Origin of the sequence: Kribbella sp. NPDC004536, assembly GCF_042873835.1 — a bacterium.
GTDB lineage: Bacteria > Actinomycetota > Actinomycetes > Propionibacteriales > Kribbellaceae > Kribbella.
The window spans coordinates 2557056-2577105 of sequence record NZ_JBIALY010000001.1 but is presented as its reverse complement, the minus strand read 5'-3'; the positions used below and the strand labels follow the sequence as shown (position 1 = coordinate 2577105).

Annotated in this window: 23 protein-coding genes; 9 read left to right on the top strand and 14 right to left on the bottom strand. The window is 67.9% G+C overall.

The window, feature by feature from the left end; translation table 11 throughout:
- Positions 1-62 precede the first annotated feature (62 nt).
- Positions 63-599 carry a TetR/AcrR family transcriptional regulator gene (locus ACFYRU_RS12920; protein ID WP_387656962.1) on the top strand — a complete coding sequence of 179 codons (537 nt, stop codon included), beginning with the start codon at positions 63-65 and terminating at the stop codon, positions 597-599.
- A gap of 223 nt (positions 600-822) precedes the next feature.
- Here ACFYRU_RS12920 and ACFYRU_RS12915 read toward each other — a convergent pair whose 3' ends face one another.
- The 7 genes from ACFYRU_RS12915 to ACFYRU_RS12885 all read right to left on the bottom strand — a co-directional run bounded on the left by ACFYRU_RS12915 (position 823) and on the right by ACFYRU_RS12885 (position 7274).
- On the bottom strand, positions 823-1386 hold the full coding sequence (locus ACFYRU_RS12915; protein ID WP_387656960.1) for a hypothetical protein: 564 nt from the start codon (positions 1384-1386) through the stop codon (positions 823-825).
- Positions 1386-2288, bottom strand: a complete 903-nt coding sequence (locus ACFYRU_RS12910) for a carbohydrate ABC transporter permease (RefSeq protein ID WP_387656957.1) — start codon at positions 2286-2288, stop codon at positions 1386-1388. Before ACFYRU_RS12910 ends, ACFYRU_RS12915 begins: the two co-directional genes overlap by 1 nt.
- Entirely contained in the window at positions 2281-3219 is a 939-nt protein-coding gene (locus ACFYRU_RS12905) for a carbohydrate ABC transporter permease (RefSeq protein ID WP_387656954.1), read from the bottom strand. The genes ACFYRU_RS12910 and ACFYRU_RS12905 overlap by 8 nt, the downstream gene beginning before the upstream one ends.
- Positions 3216-4490 carry an extracellular solute-binding protein gene (locus ACFYRU_RS12900; RefSeq protein ID WP_387656951.1) on the bottom strand — a complete coding sequence of 425 codons (1275 nt, stop codon included), beginning with the start codon at positions 4488-4490 and terminating at the stop codon, positions 3216-3218. The genes ACFYRU_RS12905 and ACFYRU_RS12900 overlap by 4 nt, the downstream gene beginning before the upstream one ends.
- Positions 4491-4648: 158 nt before the next feature.
- Positions 4649-5764, bottom strand: a complete 1116-nt coding sequence (locus ACFYRU_RS12895; RefSeq protein ID WP_387656948.1) for a hypothetical protein — start codon at positions 5762-5764, stop codon at positions 4649-4651.
- Complete coding sequence (locus tag ACFYRU_RS12890; RefSeq protein ID WP_387656945.1) at positions 5761-6171, bottom strand: hypothetical protein; 411 nt, start codon at positions 6169-6171, stop codon at positions 5761-5763. The genes ACFYRU_RS12895 and ACFYRU_RS12890 overlap by 4 nt, the downstream gene beginning before the upstream one ends.
- A gap of 35 nt (positions 6172-6206) precedes the next feature.
- On the bottom strand, positions 6207-7274 hold the full coding sequence (locus tag ACFYRU_RS12885) for a substrate-binding domain-containing protein (protein WP_387656943.1): 1068 nt from the start codon (positions 7272-7274) through the stop codon (positions 6207-6209).
- Between the two features lie 77 nt (positions 7275-7351).
- On the opposite strand from ACFYRU_RS12885, the gene ACFYRU_RS12880 reads away from it, so the two are divergent.
- Together ACFYRU_RS12880 and ACFYRU_RS12875 are read left to right on the top strand one after the other, a co-directional pair.
- A complete protein-coding gene (locus ACFYRU_RS12880) occupies positions 7352-7969 on the top strand; it encodes a DUF624 domain-containing protein (protein WP_387656940.1) in 618 nt (205 codons plus the stop codon).
- Between the two features lie 60 nt (positions 7970-8029).
- Positions 8030-9514, top strand: coding sequence for a DHA2 family efflux MFS transporter permease subunit (locus ACFYRU_RS12875; protein WP_387656937.1), 1485 nt, complete (start codon positions 8030-8032; stop codon positions 9512-9514).
- A gap of 54 nt (positions 9515-9568) precedes the next feature.
- Here ACFYRU_RS12875 and ACFYRU_RS12870 read toward each other — a convergent pair whose 3' ends face one another.
- The 3 genes from ACFYRU_RS12870 to ACFYRU_RS12860 all read right to left on the bottom strand — a co-directional run bounded on the left by ACFYRU_RS12870 (position 9569) and on the right by ACFYRU_RS12860 (position 10760).
- Positions 9569-9754: a hypothetical protein gene (locus ACFYRU_RS12870; RefSeq protein WP_387656934.1), complete on the bottom strand. Its 186-nt coding sequence runs from the start codon at positions 9752-9754 to the stop codon at positions 9569-9571.
- A 272-nt stretch (positions 9755-10026) separates the two neighbouring features.
- Positions 10027-10434: a hypothetical protein gene (locus ACFYRU_RS12865; RefSeq protein ID WP_387656931.1), complete on the bottom strand. Its 408-nt coding sequence runs from the start codon at positions 10432-10434 to the stop codon at positions 10027-10029.
- A gap of 17 nt (positions 10435-10451) precedes the next feature.
- The gene (locus ACFYRU_RS12860; RefSeq protein WP_387656930.1) at positions 10452-10760 is read right to left on the bottom strand and encodes a hypothetical protein; all 309 of its coding nucleotides are present in this window, start codon (positions 10758-10760) and stop codon (positions 10452-10454) included.
- A 224-nt stretch (positions 10761-10984) separates the two neighbouring features.
- Here ACFYRU_RS12860 and ACFYRU_RS12855 point away from each other — a divergent pair, with 224 nt between their 5' ends.
- The gene (locus ACFYRU_RS12855) at positions 10985-13495 is read left to right on the top strand and encodes a Tex family protein (RefSeq protein ID WP_387656927.1); all 2511 of its coding nucleotides are present in this window, start codon (positions 10985-10987) and stop codon (positions 13493-13495) included.
- Positions 13496-13643: 148 nt separating this feature from the next.
- On the opposite strand, the gene ACFYRU_RS12850 is transcribed toward ACFYRU_RS12855, so the two are convergent.
- Complete coding sequence (locus ACFYRU_RS12850) at positions 13644-14024, bottom strand: nuclear transport factor 2 family protein (RefSeq protein WP_387656925.1); 381 nt, start codon at positions 14022-14024, stop codon at positions 13644-13646.
- A gap of 37 nt (positions 14025-14061) precedes the next feature.
- Between ACFYRU_RS12850 and ACFYRU_RS12845 the strand changes: the two genes are divergently transcribed.
- Entirely contained in the window at positions 14062-14631 is a 570-nt protein-coding gene (locus tag ACFYRU_RS12845) for a TetR/AcrR family transcriptional regulator (RefSeq protein WP_387656923.1), read from the top strand.
- 102 nt (positions 14632-14733) lie between these two features.
- Here the strand turns inward: ACFYRU_RS12845 and ACFYRU_RS12840 are convergent, their stop codons facing one another.
- Positions 14734-15510, bottom strand: a complete 777-nt coding sequence (locus tag ACFYRU_RS12840; protein WP_387656922.1) for a GNAT family N-acetyltransferase — start codon at positions 15508-15510, stop codon at positions 14734-14736.
- A 33-nt stretch (positions 15511-15543) separates the two neighbouring features.
- Positions 15544-15948: a helix-turn-helix domain-containing protein gene (locus ACFYRU_RS12835; RefSeq protein WP_387656920.1), complete on the bottom strand. Its 405-nt coding sequence runs from the start codon at positions 15946-15948 to the stop codon at positions 15544-15546.
- A 62-nt stretch (positions 15949-16010) separates the two neighbouring features.
- On the opposite strand from ACFYRU_RS12835, the gene ACFYRU_RS12830 reads away from it, so the two are divergent.
- A complete protein-coding gene (locus tag ACFYRU_RS12830; RefSeq protein WP_387656917.1) occupies positions 16011-17249 on the top strand; it encodes an MFS transporter in 1239 nt (412 codons plus the stop codon).
- Here ACFYRU_RS12830 and ACFYRU_RS12825 read toward each other — a convergent pair.
- Entirely contained in the window at positions 17203-17622 is a 420-nt protein-coding gene (locus ACFYRU_RS12825; protein WP_387656914.1) for a winged helix-turn-helix transcriptional regulator, read from the bottom strand. The two genes, ACFYRU_RS12830 and ACFYRU_RS12825, sit on opposite strands and share 47 nt — an antisense overlap.
- A 64-nt stretch (positions 17623-17686) precedes the next feature.
- Here ACFYRU_RS12825 and ACFYRU_RS12820 point away from each other — a divergent pair, with 64 nt between their 5' ends.
- The 3 genes from ACFYRU_RS12820 (at position 17687) to ACFYRU_RS12810 (ending at position 19847) form a co-directional block, all read left to right on the top strand.
- Entirely contained in the window at positions 17687-19057 is a 1371-nt protein-coding gene (locus tag ACFYRU_RS12820; protein WP_387656911.1) for an MFS transporter, read from the top strand.
- A 278-nt stretch (positions 19058-19335) separates the two neighbouring features.
- Positions 19336-19518: a hypothetical protein gene (locus ACFYRU_RS12815; RefSeq protein WP_387656908.1), complete on the top strand. Its 183-nt coding sequence runs from the start codon at positions 19336-19338 to the stop codon at positions 19516-19518.
- Complete coding sequence (locus ACFYRU_RS12810) at positions 19515-19847, top strand: hypothetical protein (protein ID WP_387656905.1); 333 nt, start codon at positions 19515-19517, stop codon at positions 19845-19847. Before ACFYRU_RS12815 ends, ACFYRU_RS12810 begins: the two co-directional genes overlap by 4 nt.
- The last annotated feature ends 203 nt before the right edge of the window (positions 19848-20050 follow it).

The window sequence follows — 20050 nt, the reverse complement described above, 5'->3', positions numbered from 1 at the left end:
GAAGCCGACCCGGCAGTCACGTCGGTGATAGTACACGGGTCCGGGCAGGAGACAATGCCGACGTGTCCCTGTCCGACCGGCTCGTCCAGGCCGGGGTCGAGCTCCTCGAGGAGGACGGCCTCGGCGAGCTCACGCTGCGCGCGATCGCCCGCCGTACCGGTGTGTCGCACGGTGCGCCGCGGCGGTACTTCCCGACCCACAACGCGCTGCTGGCCGCGATCGCCGCGACCGGGCTGCGGGATCTGGCCGCGCGGCTCGGGTCGCGTTCGGAGGCGCCGCCCGAGGAGCAACTGGTCGCGGCCGCGCGGACGTACCTGGAGTTCGCGGCCGAGCGGCCGGGGATGTTCGACCTGATCTTCCGGCACGACCTGCTGGCCGGTGCCGGCGGCAACCTGCGCGCGACGTCGCTGCCGCTGTTCCGGACCTTCGTCGACCTGGTCGCCGAGCTCCGGCCCGACGACGCGGAACTCCGGGCCACCGCCCTGTGGACGAACCTGCACGGTCTCGCGACGCTGCGCGGGACGAACGCGCTCGAGCTCCTCGGTACGACGGACCTCGAGCCGATCATCCGGTATGTCGTGCACAGCCACGTGCGCTGATTCGCCTACCGAACGTCGCCGATTGCGTGCGATACGTCGTACTCCGGGAATTTCGCCGAAAAATCCCCACAAATGCTGTAACGAGCGGCACACGCCGCCGATAAGACGGGTGAGCGACCCGCGGGGGGCCGAGGGGAAGCTCCGGTGTTTCTTCGGGACCACCGCATGTGAGGGGGGCCTCGCAGGTGCTCACCCGGGGCGGGGTGAGCACCTGTTCGAGGACTCAGGACGCCAGCGCGTCGTACACATCTCGTACGAAGTATGTGTCCGCCAGCGCGTCGTGAATCGCGTAAGCCCGTTGGTCGATCCCGACCACAGCCGCCATCTCCCCAACCTCAGCAGTCGGCGCCGCCTTCGTTCGCCCCAACAACTGGCTGATCACACACACCAGCCGGAAATCCCACGGCACATCGGCTGCATCCCGCGGGACCAGTCCGTTCTGGTGCATCAGGTGCAGTACGTCGGTTGCGTCCATCCACGGCGCCGCGCCGACCCAGACCGGCTCGTCCGCGGTCAGCTCGGCCATCAACTCCGCCGCCTCCCGGCCGCTGCACACGTTCTCGTCGGATCCGTTCAGCGACGGGTGGCGGTGGAACCTGCTGATCTCCAGCGCCCGCTCCGTCGACACCGACAGGTCGAGGTCGTTCAGCGCGATGAAGCGGTTGTACGCAGCCTCGCGGCCGTCGTCCTCGCGTCGGATGACCGCGAGCTGCCAGATCTGGCGGCCACCAGGGAGCCAGGGTTCCCGGACGCTGGTGGTCTCCAGATCTACGAACAGGATCGGCATCAGCCCTTGATTCCTACGTTTGCCATGCCTTCTACGAAGCGTTTTTGGGCGAAGACGAACAGGACGATCATCGGGAGGGTCGCCAGGGCGGTGCCGGCCATCAGGTACGGCCATTGGATTTCGGCTGGGTTCTGGGAGAAGATCGCCAGCCCGAGCTGGAGCGGGCGCATCTCGTCGGAGGTGGTGATCATCAGCGGCCAGAGGAAACCGTTCCACGCGGCCTCGATCTGGAAGACCGCGATCGTGATCAGCGCAGGCTTGATCAACGGTGTCATGATCCGCCAGAAGATGCCGAACTCACCCAGCCCGTCGACGCGGGCAGCCTGCGCCAGCTGGTCGGGCAGCGACACGTAGAACTGGCGCGCCAGGAACGTGAACAGCGGCGCCGCACCGAGCGGGATGATCAGACCCCACCACGAGTTCAACCAGCCGATCCCGCCCTGCCCCAGGATGTTGTTGCCACCGAACAGCGGGATCGACTTCACGATCAGGAACAGCGGCACCAGGATGATCTGGAACGGCACCAGCAGCAGCACGATGAAGTAGTTCAGCAACACCTTGCCGCCCCGGACCGGCAGTTTCGCCAGCGCGTAGCCGGCCGTCGTACAGACCGCCAGCGTGAACGCTGTCTCGCCGACCGCGATGAACAAGCTGTTCCGGAAGTACCGGAGGAACGGCGCGGTCTGCATCGCGTCGACGAAGTTCCGCCACCGCAACTCCTGCGGCAGCCAGTTGAACTTCGCGATCTCGAGGTTGCTCTTGAACGCGGTCAGCAGCATCCACACGAACGGCACGATCATCAGCAGCGCGCCGACGGTGAGTACGACGTACAGCACGATCCGGCCCGCCCGGACGGCCGGCGGCTTCGCGGTACCGACCGCGGGCAACGAAACGCTAGTCATTGGTATCCGCCTTCTGGAGCAGGCGTCCGGCGGCGATGAAGATCGCGATCACGATCATCATGATCACCGTCTCGGCGGACGCGTAGCCGAGTTTCAGGTTCTGGAACGCGTTCTGGTAGATGTCCATCACCAGCACCCGGGTCGACGAACCCGGGCCGCCCTGCGTCATCACGTACACCAGGTCGAACACCTGGAAGGTGCCGACGATCGACGTGATCAGTACGAAGAACTGCACCGGTCCGATCGCCGGCCAGGTGACGTTGACGAACCGCTGCCAACGGCCGGCGCCGTCCAGCTGCGCCGACTCGACCAGGTCGCGCGACACGCCCTGCAGCGCGGCCAGGTAGATGATGATCTTGGTACCGAGGCCCTGCCAGATCCCGACCACCATCAGCGACGGCAGCGCGGTGCCCGGGTTGGCCAGCCACTGGTTCGGCGCGAACCCGAACAGGCTGAGGAACCCGTTGGCCAGGCCGGATCCCGGGCTGTAGATCCACAGCCAGATCGTGGCCACGGCGACCGTGGCGGTGACCGTCGGGATGTAGAACGCGGTCCGGAAGAAGCCGAGACCGCGGATCTTCTGGTTCAGGCCGATCGCGACCGCGAGCGAGACCACCATCGAGATCGGGATCACCACGATCGCGTACAGCACGGTGTGCCACAGCGACGCCCCGAAGTTGGGGTCCCGGAACAGGTCGGCGTAGTTGCGGAAGCCGACCCAGTCGAAGGAGTCGCCGAAGCTGTAGTCGGTCAGGCTGAGGACAAGAACGGACAGCACCGGGAGGACGATGAAGACGCCCGAGTGCAGCAGCGCCGGCGCGAGCAGCGCCCAGCCGGCCCGGACCTGATTGCGGATCAGCGCGCGGCTGTCCTTGGACGGCGCCGCCTTGCCGGCGGTCGCGAGCGCGGGACGTTCGAGAGTTGTGCTCATCTGGACTGTCCTGCCAGGTTGTGCAGCACCTTGGCGGGATCCTTCTCGCCAAGAACCGCCTGGGTGAGCTGGATGTCGAAGTTGCCGCGCATCTCGAGCCAGTTGCCCGGTACTTCGTTCTCGTTGACCGCGTACACCAGGCCGTCCGCAACGAACTGGCTCAGCGGGTTCGACTTGGCCTGCGGCGAGTTGCTGGCGTCCTTGTACGCCGGGACCTTCTTGTTCAGCTTGGCGATGGTGTCCAGGCTGGACGGTTTCGTCAGCGACTGGATGAACGCCCAGGCCGCGTCCTTGTGCCGGCTCCGGGACCCGATCGAGGCCAGGTCGCCACCGACGTACTCGATCTGCTTGCCGCTGTCGAAGCGGAAGAACTTGAGGTCGTCGCAGTTCTTCTGCCCGATGCCGTCGGCGGAGCAGTCGACACCGCCGTTGACGATGCCCATCGCGGCCTCGCCGGTCAGTACGAGCGGCTGCTGCGCCGCGTTCGTCTGCCCGTACGGCTGGACGTGGTTGATCATCGACTTGATCCAGAGCAGCGTGTCGAGGCCGGCCTTGTTGTCGAAGTTCGGCTCTCCCTTGACGTAGAGCGGCGTACCGGTCGAGGCGAGGAAGGTGGTGAACGACTGCCGGAAGCCGGTCGCGGACGCGAGGTCGAAGCCGCTGCGGGTGATGTTGCCGTTCTTGTCCCGCTTGGTCAGCTTCTCGGCGTCGGCCTTGATCTCGGCCAGCGAGGTCGGCGGCTTGTTCGGGTCCAGGCCCGCCTCGATGAAAGCGCTCTTGCGGAGCGCGACGGCGCGGGCGTCGGCGACCAAGGGGTACGCGTACAGCTTGCCGTCGTAGGTCACTGCCGGGATCAGCGCCGGGGTGCTCTTCTCCTTGATGAAGTCGGGCGTCACGCCGTACTTGCCGAGGTCCTGGAAGATGTTCTTCGACGCGAACGGCTGCACCCAGCCGACACCGGTGACCATCACGTCGTACGGAATGCCCGCCGCGATCGAGGTGGACATCTTCTCGTTCAGGTTCTTGTACGTCGCGAAGTCCGGCTCGACCTTCATCTTCGGATAGGTCTGGTGGAAGTCGTCGACGACCTTCTGGAACGCGTCACGCCCCTTCGTACTGGGCGGGAACGACGGGATCAGCACCCGCAACGTCCCGGTCGCCTCGGCCGGCGGCACACCGTCCGTACTCTTGTCGATCACCCCGTTGCCACAACTGCTGACCACAACGCTGAGCGCTGCGGCCAGCAGTGTCAGTCCCACTCCACGTCTCACCGGGCAACTCCTTCGCTGACGTTCTTCAGCCAGGCCCGGGTTCAGCCGGGCCCAAGTGCAGCGAAAGTATGGGAAAGGGCTTTCCCCGTCAATACCTCGGCGCTCGAATGATCACATTCGATCAAGACCAGAACTTTCCCGATCAGAATTCCGCGCGCTCAGCGGGATGTCTCGGGACCTTGGCGTTGCACGGCTGGGGTCGTGGTCCCGGTACCTCGTGCGCCCTGATGATCCGAACTCAACCGACTGGCCGACGTCAACGGCGGCCCAGACAGACCGGCCCGCGCCGCAGCCGCAATATCCGGCGGAAGCCCCGCCGGACTCCCCGGCCCCTGCGGACCACCCGCCCCCCGCTGACCGTCTTGGTTCTGTTGGGGCTGGCGGTCCTGGGCCGGCTGGGCGGTTTGCTGTTGTTGCGCCTGCGGCCCGCGCTGTACCTGCTGAGACGGCGCCGGCATCTGCCACTGCTTCTTCAGCTGGGTCATCACCTTCGACCCGGCGACGGCCGCATCCACACCGATCTTGCGCCGCGGGTCTGGACCAGTGCTCTCGGGAAGACTCGCCACCCGGCCGAACTCCGAACTCATCGCCTTCGCGATCTGGCCGATGGCCTGCTGCCGCTGGTCCTCGGGGATCATCCCGGGCAGGCGACTGTTGTCGTACATCGCAGCAGCGGCGACCTGGAACTTCTGATCAGCAGGTACGACGGCCAGCGCCGCGATCACGTCCTTACCGTCCATCCCGGCCTTCTGCCCGACCGTTTCGGCGAAGCCCTCGGCTGCGGGCGTGAACTCCTTGTAGACCTGAGGGCTCCTCACCTTCTCGATCCCCGGCGCAACATCGTTGATTCCCAGGTCCTCGATGTACTCGTCCAGCACCTGGTGCGAGTAGAGCTCGGTCACGCCCTCCTCGAGCGGGCGGACACCCGGAGTGTGTGCGAAGGCGGGGTACGACTGCGCGTGGTCCCGACCCTCGGACGACAGCATGTGCACGTTCTCGTGCAGCACGACCCGCATCGCGTCGCGATAGCCGCGCAGCTCGGCCGGATCCTGGTTGTGCACCCGATTGTTGCGGAACATCTCCTGGAGCCGCTCGTCCACGTGCGCCGGGTTGTACGAGATCGAGTTGTCCCAGTTCGCCGTACCGCCCAACTTCGACCCGCGTGCGATCGGCGCGCCTAAGCGTCTGTTCCAGGAGGAGTGGTGCGCACCGGAGACCCGCACGGCGGCGTTGGCCTGCTCGCGCATCAGCTCCCGGAAGGTGGTGACTTTCATCGCAGCTGGATGCGCAGAGCGTCCGCGAGCATTCGGAGGACGTGTTCCATGGAACCGATGGCGCCCGCCTCCTCCGGGGTCGCGTTCTCGATCCCCATGAGAGCCTCGATACCCTTCTCGGCGCGGGCAAGGCGTTCGGCGTCGGTGCCGTCGTTGCGCTCGGCTTCGGCGTAGATCGTGCGAGCATGCATGAGGAGCTCGGACGGGCGTTCATCGGAACGGTTGGCGAGGACGTGCTCCGTTCCGGAGATCTCGAGGAGGGCGTCTTCACGGTCGTCCTCGTCGTCGATCTGGGCTGCCAGCTCCCGCAGCCGCGCGATATCCGCAGGCTGAATCTGGTCGCTGTGCCCGCTCATGATCAGCTCGGACACCCGTTTGTACTCGACCTCGAACTCGGCGTACTCCACGTCGCCCTCCCCGATGGTGGTGCAGTCCTCCGAATTTACCTGTTGGTACGGACCTCTGCAGCGCCGCAGGACGTGCGGATGTTGAGGGTCGGTAGGAGGCTGAGGTGCTGGACGGGGGTGTTCGGGGACTGGATCTTGCGGAGGAGCAGGTCGCACGCGGTTTCGCCCAGGGCCCGGCGGGGTGGGCAGACTGCCGTCAGAGGTACGACGGCCAGGGCGGCGGTGACGTCGTTGTAGGCGATCACCGCGAGGTCCTCGGGGACGCGGAGGCCGAGGTCCATGGCGCGTTCGACCAGGCCGGCGCCGTGTTCGTCGGAGTGCACCAGGACGGCGCGGCTGCCGAACGACTCGCACTCGGCCAGGAACGCGTCCAGCTGGGCGACCGCGCCCGGGTCGTCGCCGCGGGCCGGCAGATCGACGGGCGACAGGAACACCTCGACGCCGAGCGTCTTCGCGGCCGCCTCGATGCCGAGCCGGAGCCAGTACGCCGTGACTGTGGCCTGCAGGTTGATCGCGATCCGGCGGTGGCCGAGCGCGACGAAGTGCCGCAGCGCCAGCATCGCGCCGTACGCGTGGTCGGTGCGGACGTGGTCGTACTCGCGGTGCACCTGCGGGAACCCGAACGCGCGCTCCATCAGCACCACCGGTACGTCGATGTCGTCCAGCCGCGCGTCCATCCGGTCCGCGTCGCCGTCGCCCAGCGCCGTACTGAGCAGCAGCCCCGCGACGCCGATCCCGAGTACCTTGTCGAGCCGCTCACGCTCAGTGGCCATGTCGTACGAGGAGACGCCGAGCACCAGGCGGGCGCCGTACCGGTCGGCCATCGCCTCGGCGCCACGGATCACGTCGGAGTAGTACGACGTCGCGCTCGGTACGACGATGCCGATCGTCAGCCCGCTGCCGGGGCTCGACTGGTCGGCCGCGGCGGTCCCGATCGCGCCGCCGTGCACCCGGCGGAGCAGGCCGGCGGAGTCCAGTTCGGCCAGGTCCCGGCGTACTGTGATCGCGGAGACGCCCAGCTCGGCGACCAGATCGGCCACCCGGAGCCGTCCGTGGCGTCGCAGGCTGCGCAGGATCAGCTCGTGGCGCTCCTGTGCAAGCATGCCGCCCCCTGGTCTGGTTCGTGATTGTTCGTGATCATACGATCAGGACCCGCCCGTACGGAACGAGGAGACGATCGGTGGAGAAGGCCAACCGGACGAGCACGGTGCTGACCAAGCTGGCGGTCGTGGGCGACCTGCTGATGCTGCAGCTGGCGTTCCTGGTGATCAGCCTCGGCGTCCTGACCCTCTTCCCGGCCGCGTTCGCGCTGCAGCGAGTCGTACCGGACGCGATCAGCCAGGAGCGGCCGAGGTTGATGCGGCGGTTCCTCGGCGAGTTCCGGCAGACCATGAAGCAGTACTGGCTGCCCGGGTTCGGCCTGTGGACAGGCGGACTGATGCTTGCGTTCGGCATCTCCTTCTGGGCGTACGCGTCCGGACCGGTACGGATCTTCGCCCTCGCGATCCTGGTGCCGCTGACCGGCATGATCCTGGGGCTCTACCTGAGCGGCCTCGCGATCCTGCCGCAGGCGTCACCCACAGCGACGATGAAGGAGCTGTTCCGGTCCGCCAACCTGTTCCTGCTGCGCCGGCCGCTGCCCGTGGCCGGTGGGGTCGTCGTACTGCTCACCTGGTTCGCCCTGGCATCACAGGTGCCGACATTGCTTGTTGTCGGCAGCGGTCTGGTCCCGGCGCTGACCGCGTACTGGCTGTCTCGACCCCGTCGCGAAAAAACTTCTGAAGACGTGTCAATCTGAGCCCTCCCAGTTCGACGTAGAGGTGTAAGGCCACTACGACGAACTCCAAGGAGAACCGGAATGTACGCGACGACCGACACCCTGGCGACGACGCCGGCCGCGCAGGGCGGCCGCTCGCGCTGGCTGGCCCTCTACACCCTCTGCGCGGGCATGCTGATGATCGTGCTCGACGTGACCATCGTGAACGTGGCGCTGCCGGCCATTCAGGACGACCTCGGCTTCAGCAACTCTTCGCTCGCGTGGGTGGTGAACGCGTACCTGATCGCGTTCGGCGGCCTGCTGCTGCTGGCCGGTCGCCTCGGCGACCTGCTGGGCCGGCGGAACATCTTCACCGCCGGACTGATCGTTTTCACCGCCGCCTCTGTGCTCTGCGGCCTGGCTCGCTCGGAGGAGATGCTCATCATCGCCCGGTTCATCCAGGGTGTTGGTGGCGCGCTCACCTCCGCGGTGATCCTGGGCATGATCGTGACGCTGTTCCCGGAGCCGCGGGAGCAGGCGAAGGCGATCGGGATGTTCGCGTTCGTCGCCTCCGCCGGAGGGTCGATCGGTCTGCTGGCCGGCGGCGTACTGACGCAGGCGATCAGCTGGCACTGGATCTTCTTCGTGAACCTGCCGATCGGTGCGCTGACGACCGTACTGGCGCTCAAGCTGATCGAGAAGGACAAGGGCCTCGGGCTCGGGCGCGGTACCGACGTACCGGGTGCTGTACTGATCACCGCGGCGCTGATGGTCGGCGTGTTCACGATCGTGAAGCCGGCCGCCGAGCTGGGCTGGACCGCTCCGCGGACACTGCTCCTGGCCGGAGTGACGCTGGTACTGCTGGCGGCCTTCATCGTCCGCGAGGCGACCGCCGCGAACCCGCTGGTGCCGCTGCGGATCTTCCGCTCCCGTACGCTGACCGGCGCGAACCTGATCCAGGCACTGTCCAGCTCCGGGATGTTCGGCATCTTCTTCCTCGGCTCGCTCTACCTGCAGCGGGTCCTGGGGTACGACGCTCTGGAGATCGGACTGGCCTTCCTGCCGACCACCGTGGTGATGGGGCTGCTGTCGGTGAAGTACTCCGAGAAGCTGGTGATGCGGTTCGGACCGCGCCGTCCGCTGATCGCGGGGCTGTCGCTGATCGTCGTCGGACTGGTCCTGTTCACCCAGGCTCCTGTCGGCGGCAACTACTTCATCCACGTACTGCCCGTGCTGGTCCTGCTGGGCCTGGGCGGCGGCGTCTGCTTCCCGGCGCTGATGGGCCTGTCGATGGCAGACGTGAAGCCCGAGGACGCCGGCCTGGCTTCCGGCCTGATCGGCACCATGGGCGAGGTAGGCGCGGCCTTGGGCCTGGCAATCCTGGCCACCCTCTCCGCCACCCGCACCGCCGCCGTATCCGACGTAAAGCCCGCCCTAAACGCCCTGACCGACGGCTACCACCTCTCCTTCGCCGTAGCCGCCGCCCTCGTCGCAGCCTCCGTAGCCATCGCCCTGACAGTCATGCGCCCCACCAAGCAGCCGACTGCCGAGGAGACCGAAGAAGACCTCCTGCTCGAAGCCGCCTGACACTCAGCACGACGAGCTCCCCGCAACCCGGTGTGGTCGCGGGGAGCTCGTCGTTCAGGCCAACACCTTGTGCTGGTCCGACCAGCGCTTGAAGCGTCCGTCGTACAGGCCGCGAGGTGCGATGACAACCAGGCTGACGAGCGATACCTCCGAGACGCCTGTGAGGTGCTCACGCCAACCCTTCGCCTCGGTCAGTCCGTAAAGAAGGCACAACAGGACCGCCAGCCCAAGGAGCCTCATCGTCCGGCCCGGCCTACGCAACAACCACTGCGAATGGCGCCGATCAAGCTCGCGGACCTTGACCGCCCAGCGCCTCACGACTTGCCACACGTGTTCTCCCCCGCTCACGGCCGATGCCGGCCCGGCGCCTCGCTGTACCACCGCCACCAAGCAAGTCCCCGCCGGCGAGCTCCCACGGCGAGCAGGACCATCGCGACCACCACGAGCGTCCCGCCTCCCGCGATCAGCCCGACGTCAACGCGAGGCGTCGCCGGGCCAGTCGACACCCCCGCTCACTCGGAGGACCGGTGGCGGGTGATGGCGGCGGCGGTGAACAGTACGGCGGCTGCCGGTACGGCGATGTAGGCGCTGGTCTTGTGGCTGAGGATTGTCGACAGGAAGGCAAAGAGCCAGACGAGCAGGATGGAGAAGAAGACCACGGCTCTGAGGACCGGATGCTTGTCGAGTCTGGCGAGGGCGGCGCGGTGGGCCTTGGGGGCGATGCCGGCCGGCAGTAACAGCACGGTGAGGAGCGCGGCGAGCATGATGTCGCTCTCGTCGGGGGTGACGATCGCGTTCAGGATCGCCGCGAGCGGCAGACCAGAGCGAACACCCGCCTCGCGCGTGGTGACGCCGGCGCGTCGCGTTCGATGTAGCTGTCGAACTGCCCCATGTGTTTCCTCCCTAACGGATGATCGCATGGGTCGGGTGGTTCGGGTCAGGACGCGGTGCGGCGGCGTTGGATGGCGTAGCCGATGGTCGCAGATGCCACGCCGAGCGGGATGAGGATCAGGAGCGCCTGGACCGGGTGCAGCAGGTAGGTGAGTGCACCGAAGCCAAGGCACCAGAAGAAGAGGACGTTCACGAGGAGTCCCCGCAGTTGGTGTGAACGGGTCCATGCATCGAGCCGGGCGAGCAGACTGGGAAAGAACGAGAGTGCTGCGAAGAACGCGAAGCCGAGCTCGCGGTCGACGGTGACCACGCCCGGATGTGCTACGACGCCGATCATGCCCAGAACGGCCAGCACGCTGAACACCAATCGCTGTCTTGTCGGCGACGGGCGCAAACTGCGCTGAACGTACTGCGTGAACCGCCCCATGTTGTTCCTCCCCGGAGGGATGATCGCATGGGGTTGTCCACAGGGGGAATGGGACGGGTTTCGGGGTGGGGGGTGGGATGGGGAAGGATGTGGGGCCTGGCCGGGGCAGAATGCTCGGTGGTTGTTGGGCGTAGAGGGGAACGGACGTGGTGGTGCAGTCGATCGAGCAGCGGATCGCCGGCGAGTTGGAGGTCGGGGAGAACCAGGTGCGGGCAGCGGTGGCGCTGCTGGACGAGGGCTCGACGGTCCCGTTCATCGCGCGGTACCGCAAAGAGGTCACCGGGATGCTGGACGATGCCCAGCTGCGGACTCTTGAGGAACGCTTGCGGTACCTCCGCGAGCTGGAGGAACGCCGGCAGACCGTCCTGGAGTCGATCGACGGCCAGGGCAAGCTGGACGACGCGCTGAAGGAGCAGATCCTCGCCGCGGACACCAAGTCCCGGCTGGAGGACATCTACCTCCCGTTCAAGCCGAAGCGCCGGACCAAGGCGATGATCGCCCGGGAGAACGGCCTCGAGCCGCTCGCCGACGGGCTGATGTCGGACCCGGACGTCGAGCCGATCGCGGCCGCGGCGGTCTTCGTGAACGCCGAGGTCCCCGACCCGCAGGCCGCCCTCGACGGCGCCCGCGCGATCCTCGTCGAGCGGTTCGCGGAGGACGCGGACCTGATCGGTGCGCTCCGCGAGCGGCTCTGGGAGCAGGGCCGGCTGGCGTCGGCCGTACGCGAAGGCAAGGAGACCGACGGCGCGAAGTTCTCCGACTACTTCGAGTTCGACGAGCCGTTCACGAAGATGCCGTCGCACCGGATCCTGGCGCTGTTCCGGGGCGAGAAGGAGGACGTACTGACGATCTCGGTCGAGCCGCTGCCGGCCGGCGTCGAGGCCGACGGGCCGACGGAGTACGAGACCACCATCGCCCGCAAGGTCGGTATCGAGAACCAGGGCCGCCCGGCCGACAAGTGGCTGGTCGAGACGGTCCGCTGGGCGTGGCGGACGAAGATCCTGGTGCACCTCGGGATCGACCTGCGGATGCGGTTGCGGCAGGTCGCCGAGGACGAGGCGATCCGGGTGTTCGCGGCCAACCTGCGCGACCTGCTGCTGGCCGCCCCGGCCGGCACCCGCGCGACGATGGGCCTGGACCCGGGCTTCCGGACCGGCGTGAAGGTCGCGGTCGTGGACGCCACCGGCAAGGTCGTGAACACCGGCGTGATCTACCCGCACGTCCCGCAGAACCAGTGGGACAAGTCGATCGCCACCCTGGCCGCGCTGGCCGCCGCGCACAACGTCGAGCTGATTGCCATCGGCAACGGTACGGCGTCACGCGAGACCGACAAGCTGGCCGCCGAGCTGATCGCGAAGCACCCCGAGCTCAAGCTCACCAAGGCGGTCGTGTCCGAGGCGGGCGCGTCGGTGTACTCGGCGTCCGCGTTCGCGTCCCAGGAACTGCCCGGGATGGACGTCTCGCTGCGTGGCGCGGTCTCGATCGCGCGCCGGCTGCAGGACCCGCTGGCCGAGCTGGTGAAGATCGACCCGAAGTCGATCGGCGTCGGTCAGTACCAGCACGACCTCCCGGAGAACTCGCTGTCTCGTTCGCTCGACGCGGTCGTCGAGGACTGTGTGAACGCGGTCGGCGTCGACCTGAACACCGCGTCCGCGCCGCTGCTCACCCGGGTCTCCGGTATCACTCCCGGCCTGGCCGACAACATCGTCCAGCACCGCGACGTCAACGGCCCGTTCACGTCGCGTACGGCGCTGCGCGAGGTGGCCCGGCTCGGCCCGAAGGCGTTCGAGCAGGCGGCCGGCTTCCTCCGGATTCCCGACGGTGACGACCCGCTCGACGCGTCCAGCGTGCACCCGGAGTCGTACCCGGTGGTCCGCCGGATCCTCGACGCGACCGGGTCGGACGTGAAGTCGCTGATCGGCTCGGCCGAGCTGAAGCGGCTGAAGGCTGCGGACTTCGTCGACGAGATGTTCGGTCTGCCGACGGTGACCGACATCCTGGCCGAGCTGGAGAAGCCCGGGCGGGACCCACGGCCGGCGTTCAAGACCGCGGTGTTCGCGGAAGGCGTGGACAAGATCGCCGACCTGAAGCCGGGGATGCGGCTGGAGGGTCAGGTCACGAACGTGGCGGCGTTCGGCGCGTTCATCGACATCGGCGTCCACCAGGACGGACTCGCGCACGTGTCGGCGCTGTCGAAGAACTTCGTGAAGGACCCGAGCGAGGTCGTCAAGGTCGGGGACATCGTCACGGTCAAGGTGCTGGAGGTCGACATCCCACGGCAGCGGATCTCGCTGACGCTCCGGCTGGACGACGAGGTCGGTTCCGGTGGGCAGGGCGGTCGCGGCGGCCAGAATCGCGGCGCCCAAGGCGGCGGTGGCGGTCAGGGCCGGGGTGGTCAAGGACGCGGTGGCCAGAGCGGTCCCGGCGGCCAGGGCGGTCCCGGCGGCCAGGGCGGTCGCGGATCAGGCGGTCAGGGCCGTGGCCCAGGTGGCGGCGGCCGTGGCCCAGGTGGCGGCGGTCAAGGCCGCGGCCCAGGCGGTGGTGGTCAGGGGCGCGGCGGCTCCGGCGGCCAGGGCAACCGTGGCGGCAAGCAGCCCGAGACCTCGATGGACGAGACCTCGCTCGCCGACGCCTTCCGCAAGGCCGGCTTCACGGTCCGCTGACCTGAGCTCGTCGAGTCGTGGGAATAGGCTGCGAAATTCAGCCCTGATCCACGATTCGGCGAACGGCCGCGGGACCAAACGCCACGACTCGGCTGAGCCAGGAGCCGGTGCGGGTGGGATCGGGCGTCGGGGAACGGGTGGGTGCTGGTCAGGACGCGCTCACGTCGCGGGTGGACTGGGTTGTGCGGCGGATGCGGCCGTCAGGGGCCAGTTCGCCGAAGAGGTAGATCTCGGTCGAGATCGTCCGCCCGCGGCGCATTTCGGCGTGGATGGTGAAGCGGGCGGCGAGGCGGTCGGCGGTACGGATCGCCTCGTGCACGTCGTACGTACAGGAGATGACGTTCTTGCGGATCGGCCGGAGATGCGCGATCAGGCGATCCCGGTCGAGCGTGACGCCGTCGGCCACCTGCTCGACGTCGGGCGTGTAGTACCGATCGACGACGCCGACGGCGTCTTCTTCCCCGAGCGCGTCCCGGGTGAACGATTCGTAGAAGTCCGCCACGAACTCGCGTGCGCTTAAGTCTGACATACCGTCAAACATAGGCACGTCCGCTAACCTTGACAAGGTGTCAGAGAAAAAACCGGTACGCCGACGCCGCGCGGACGCCGACCGCAGCCGCGCCGCGATCCTGGCCGCGGCTGTCGAACTGCTCGACGAGCACCCGGACGCGAGCCTGGAACGGATCGCCGAGGCGGCGAATGTCACCCGGCAGACGGTGTACGCGCACTTCGCGTCCCGTGACGCGCTGCTGAACGCCGTACTCGCCGAACTCACCGCGGAAACCATGAAGGCGATCGACGACCTGGACCTCGACCACGGTTCGGCGCTGGGCAACGCGCTCGGGCTGATCGACCTGGCCTGGCGGACGTTCGAGCAGCATCCGATCCTGTTGCACGCGGGCCAGACCGGTACGGCCGACGCCCGCCACGATCCCCTGACCGAACGTCTCGAGCCGTTGATCCGCCGAGGTCAGCGCAGCGGCGAGATCACCCGCGACCTCTCGGCACCCTGGCTCGTCACCACGCTGATCTCGCTCGGTCACGCCGCCGGGGAGTCGGTCGCCGCCGGTCGCCTCAACCCGCGCACCGCCTACAAGTCCCTGCACACCACCCTGACCCGCATCCTCCAGCCGTAACCGATTAGCCCTCGGCTCAGTGGGTACGACGGAACGACTGCCCGCGGCGCCGGACTCCACCCGGCGCCGCGGGCGGCTCAAGTAAGGGCTCCAACCCAGACGTCAGCGGAGGTCTGCGAGGTGGCCGCCCGGGTCACCGAGGTGGACCGCGGTGGCTTTGGGGCTGTAGCCGAGGCGGCGGTAGACGCGGTCGGCTCCGTCGTCGCCCGGGGTCAGCCAGGCCAGCGTCGCGCCGGCCAACTCGAAGGCCGTCGACGTTGCGTACGCGGTGGCGATCGCGCCGTACCCGCGGCGACGATGCGCATGGAGTGTTCCGACGCCCGCGACCTCGGTGACCGCGTCAGCCACGGCGGTCCAGGCGGCGGTTGCCACTGGCACGTCGTCCGCGTACACGAGGACCGCCCCGCCGTCGGCCGGGTCGGGCTTGAAGGCGAAGCCGGCACCGGGCATCTCGTACGCCTCGGAGGACACCGCGTCCGCGACCTTCTGCTCGTCCTCGGACTCGACGACCTCGACCGTGACGCCTGCCGGGAGCGCAGGTAGGACCAGGCCGGCCGGCTCGACGACCAGCAGCGGCAGGCGGGAGACGATCGTCATCCCGTTCGACTCGAGCACTTCGGCGAGGCCCGGGTCGGCTTCTTCGACGAGTTCGGCGCTGAGCCAGCGCCCTTCGGCGCGGAACGCCTGGCGGATGATCGCGAGCGATCCGGCGACTTCCTCGACGTCGAACGGTTCACCGGGCTCGGCAGCGACCATCCCGGACAGGTACCAGTCGTCGCGGTCGTGCAGCATGCCCGACAACGCTCCCGCGACGATCTGCCGCCGCGACCTCGACAGCCCGTCCACCTGCGCCCGCGCGATCCGCGTCCCGATCTCCATGCCGCGGACCCTACGCGACCGGGTCCTGCCGGGTCAGGCGAGTTGCAGGAGGTCGAGGAGGCGGCTCAGGTCGGCCGGTGTCGGTGGGCGGCCGAGCAGGTCGCCGAGGGAGTCCAGGGTCGCCACCAACTGGCGCCTGGTGGCAGCGCGGGAGCGGCCGCCGGCGAGCGTACGTACCACGCCATCGGCCCGATCCGAGCCGGCCAGCAGTGCCGCCCCGACGGACGGGGAGACGGGTGGCTCCTCGTCGCCGACGCGTACTTCGAGGCGCGCGCCGAGCGCGGTGGCGAGCCGGTCGAGCGCGGACAGCGTCGGGTTGCCGCGGCCGTTCTCCAGGTTGGCTATGTACGGGACCGACAGGCCGGCGTCCACGGCGACCGACGCGATCGTGCGCCCGGCCGCCTTGCGGCGGTCGCGCAGTACCTCACCCAACTCCATGACACCTATTCTCACAGAACAGCCTTGCCGATGTCTATCTTGCCGGGATAGATTCACCGGCCGTGAGGAACCGTGACTTCCGTATACTCTGGCTCAGCGGCGCTGTGTCGGGGCTCGGATCCTGGCTGCTGGTGGTGGCGATCCCGGTCTACGTCTTCACGTTGACTGGTTCGACCGTGGCCACCGGCCTGACACTCGCGCTCGAGGCGCTGCCGGCGCTGCTCATCGGCCCGTGGGCCGGCGTACTGCTGGACCGCTGGGATCTCGCCCGCGCCATGTGGATCGCCGATCTCGCCGGCGCGGCCGCCGTCGGGGTGATCCTGTTCGCGGATCGCGACCACGTCTGGCTGATCTACGTGGCGATCCTGCTCGAGAACACCGCGACGACGGTGTTCCGCCCGGCCTCGCGCGCACTGCTGCCCGCAGTCGTCGGTACGGGCGACGAACTCGCCACCGCCAACGCCCTGAACGCAGCCACCGGCAGCGTCCTGCGACTGGCCACGCCGCCGCTCGGCGCCCTCCTGCTCGCCGGACCCGGGATCGAGTTCGTACTCGCGGTCGACATCGCGAGCTACTTGTTGTCGGCAGCAACGATCGCCACGGTCCACACCCGTCGGCACGCGACCACCGCCGAACCACCGCACGCTCTCGAAGGACTCCGCGCGACCGTCGAACACCGGGCGCTCCGCGGTGTACTCATCGGCCAGACCGTCTTTCTCACGGCGAACGCCGGCCTCACCGCGCTCCTGGTCCCGTTCACCGTCGATCGCCTGCACGCCCCCGGGTACGTCGTGGGCTACCTGATCTCCGGCCTCGGCGCCGGGTATCTCGTCGGCGCCGCAGTGAGCACGTACGCCGCCCGCCGCCTGGGCATCCGCGAACTCCTCACGATCACCCAACTCGCCAGCGCCGGGGCGTACTTCGCCCTGTTCAACTCGCCGAACGTCCCACTGGCAGTCGGCGCCGCGGTCCTGATCGGCTTCCCGGGCAGCATCCTGCTGATCACGGCCGGAACCACGATCCAGCGGGCGGCACCACGGGAGGTGCTGGCGAGTGTCGGCGCGATCTTCTTCGCCGCCGACTCGCTCGCGCTGCTGCTCGGCGGCCTCGCGGCACCGGCGATCACCCTCGCGATCGGCCTGCCCGCCACGCTCAACCTGCTGGCGACGCTAGCTGTCGGCGCGGCAGGGCTCACGCTGGTCGTCGTACCAGGTCATCCAGCGAACTTCACCAGGCCGCGAGCCGCGAAGGCCTTCACCCAAGGCCAGAACCAACCGCGTCGTACCTCGCGCGAGCCGTAGCGATCTCGACCTGATGGGTCTCGGTCCAGGTGACGAGTGACTGGATCGTCGCGTGCAGCGTCACGCCGAGCGGCGTGAGCTCGTAGTCGACCCGTGGCGGCACGACCGGATGGACCGTCCGGCTGACCAGTCCGTCGCGCTCCAACTGCCGGAGCGTGACCGTCAGCATCCGCTGACTGATCCCGTCGATCGTCTTCTTCAGCTCCGTGAACCGCATGCACCGGTTGTCCAGCAACGCGATCACCAGCAGCGACCACTTGTCGCCGATCCGGTCCAGGATCTGCCGGACGTCACAGTCCTCCCGGGTGTCCCACTGGAACGCTTCCTCGGTGCAGCAGGAGTGACTCGGTTCCTTTGAAGTGCCTTCTTCCACAATTCCTGATGGTTCCTGATGATGGGGTCAGTTACAAGAGGTAACCATGAAAGGAAGCACTCCTGTGTCGTCAACCATCACCCCGGAGCGCCTGACCGGCCGCGCCTGGGCCGTGCTCTTCGTGCTCTGCGGCGCGATCTTCTTGGAAGGCATCGACGTCTCGATGATGGGCGTCGCGATGCCTTCGATCCGGGCCGAGCTCGGCCTGGCCGTCGGCGAGCTGCAGTGGGTCGTCAGCGCGTACGCGCTCAGCTACGGCGGCTTCGTGCTGCTCGGTGGCCGCGCCGCGGACCTGCTCGGCCGGCGTCGGATGTTCATCGGCTGGCTGGTCGTCTTCTTGCTGTTCAGCGGCCTCGGCGGTTTTGCCACCGAAGGCTGGATGCTGATCCTCGCCCGCTTCGTCACCGGCGTTGCGGCCGCGTTCCTGACCCCGGCCGGCCTGTCCATCATCACCACGACGTATCCCGAGGGACCGCAACGCAACAAGGCCTTACTGGTGTACGCCGGCACCGCTGCCGGTGGGTTCTCGCTCGGCATGGTCACCGGCGGGCTGCTGTCGGCCATCGACTGGCGCTGGGTGTTCTTCGCGCCGGTGATCGTCGCGGCAGCGCTCCTGGCCGGAGCGATCGCACTGATCCCCCACGACACTCCGGTACGGAGCCGCGGAGGCTTCGACCTCGGCGGCGCACTTACCCTGACCGGCGCAATGTTGTTGCTGGTGGCAACCGTCGTACGGGCGCCCGACGTACCGGTGACGCTGACGGCAGCGACCGCCGCGGCCGGTGTGGTGCTGCTGGCCGCGTTCGCAGTCATCGAGAACCGGGTGTCCGCGCCGCTGATCAGGCTCGGGCTGCTGCGGAACACCGCCCTCGTACAAGCGAACCTCGGCGCGATTCTCCTGGTCGGCTCGTTCGTAGGGTTCCAGTTCATCGCGGTGCTGTACCTGCAGGAGTCGCGCGGCTGGTCCGAGCTGCAAACCGGGCTCGCGCTGATGGTGATCGGCATCGACGCGGTACTCGCCCCGACGCTCACACCGTGGCTGGTGAACCGGTTCGGCAACCGGCGGGTGGTACTGGGCGGATTCGTTCTCGCTGCCGCTGCGTATGCGGCGTTCCTGCCGCTCGGGCGGAGCTTCACCGCGATGCTCCCGGCGTTCCTGCTCCTCGGACTCGCCTTCGCGCTGTCGTACGGACCGTTGACGATCGCCGCGACCGAACGGGTGGCCGAGGACGAGCAGGGGCTGGCGAGTGGCGTACTGACGACGTCGTTCCAGTTCGGGTCCGCGCTCGGACTGGCGGTGGTGGCGGCAGTGCTGGCCGGCGAGTTGACCGTCGACCGGTTCCGCACCGGCCTGACGGTGCCGTTGGCGGCCGCCGTACTCGGAGTTCTGGTCGCGGCCGTACCGGTGCGTGAGCGGATCGGCGCAAAGGGTTAGCAGGACGTCATAGATTTCTGCCCAGATCGAATAGCCCCGGCGTCTCCGAATCGTTATTTGCAAATAACTGCAAACATTCTTGACACCGATTCCCGAGGGCCCCGTGACGCTGCGGAGGCGGGTCTGACCTGCAGATTCGAAGGTTTCCCTACTCTGCGTCAAGGCTCTGTAAAGGTCCCTACCAAACTGTTCCGGAGGGGCCTGGGCGTTTGGTGTTCTTTATCTCAACGCCGGACAAAGCCGTCCGGGGCTATCCCGACACTGCTGAAGGAACCGCGATGACCGAGACGCTCGAAGCCCCCGCAACGCACCGTCGGGTGCGGGTCTGGTTCGGAGCGTGCCCGATCGCGGACCACACCGCTGACGCGGAGCAGGCAGTGCAGTACGAGGAAGCCATGCGGCGCCGCTTCGCCTCCCTCCGGGTGACGAGCGAGCCGGTGGCGGTGGACGCACAGCGATGACCACCCGGCCGACGCTGCTCGGGTACGTACGGGCCGACGCGCTGAGTTGCGCGGAGGAACTGGCCGCGGCGACGGATTCCCTCGCCGCCTTCGCCAGCGCGGAGGGATTCACCCTCGGCACCGTGTACACCGAGCGCGACTCGGCCGAGTCCGCAGCCTTCCACGCACTGCTCGACGAGGTGAAACGCTCGGATGTCCGGGCGGTCGTCGTACCGACGATGAACCATCTCGGGTTCGGGAACCCCGGCGGCTCTCCGGCCGCACTGCAGCAGCACCTCGAGTTCCACCACGCGCATGTGTGGGCGGTGGAACGAGGCAACACCGGATAACTCCACAGACAAGCGGAGCTGACGTCTTGACCCCTGCATCGGCGTCGGTTCCGCTCTCCACCTCCACAGCTGCACCGGGGATGCCCGGGCGGTAGTGGACCACCAAGGCCCCACCGGCTGCTACCGGTGGGGCCTTGTCGTTGGTCCGGTTGAAGGAAAGAAGAAAAGAAGAGAGATGAGCGAGCCCCACCGGCTGCTACCGG